Genomic DNA, 594 nt, shown 5'->3' on the forward strand with positions numbered 1-594 from the left:
AATGACGATGAATCATTTTAAAGGAAAGCAATTTCAGCAGGATGTGATTATTGTAGCCGTGGGCTACTATCTTCGTTATAACCTTAGCTATCGTGAAGTTCAAGAAATCTTATATGATCGTGGCATTAACGTTTCTCATACGACGATTTATCGTTGGGTGCAAGAATATGGCAAACTACTCTATCAAATTTGGAAAAAGAAAAATAAAAAATCCTTTTATTCATGGAAAATGGATGAAACGTACATCAAAATTAAAGGAAAATGGCATTATTTGTATCGAGCCATCGATGCAGATGGTTTAACCTTGGATATTTGGTTACGTAAAAAACGGGACACACAAGCAGCCTATGCTTTTCTTAAGCGGTTAGTGAAGCAGTTTGATGAACCGAAGGTTGTAGTCACAGATAAAGCCCCCTCTATTACAAGTGCCTTTAAGAAACTAAAAGAATACGGCTTTTATCAAGGGACAGAACATCGTACCATTAAATACCTGAATAATTTGATTGAACAAGACCATCGTCCAGTAAAGAGACGCAATAAATTCTATCGAAGTTTACGCACTGCCTCTACCACGATTAAAGGCATGGAAGCCAT

Annotated in this window: 1 protein-coding gene; it reads left to right on the top strand. The window is 36.9% G+C overall.

What is annotated here, in order from left to right; genetic code table 11:
* Positions 1-7 precede the first annotated feature (7 nt).
* Positions 8-594: IS6-like element IS1216 family transposase (locus AB3I12_RS13425; protein WP_002322396.1), on the top strand; the 587-nt coding region annotated here is incomplete at its 3' end.

The organism is Enterococcus sp. C65, assembly GCF_040887165.1.
GTDB classification, from domain to species: domain Bacteria; phylum Bacillota; class Bacilli; order Lactobacillales; family Enterococcaceae; genus Enterococcus_B; species Enterococcus_B hirae.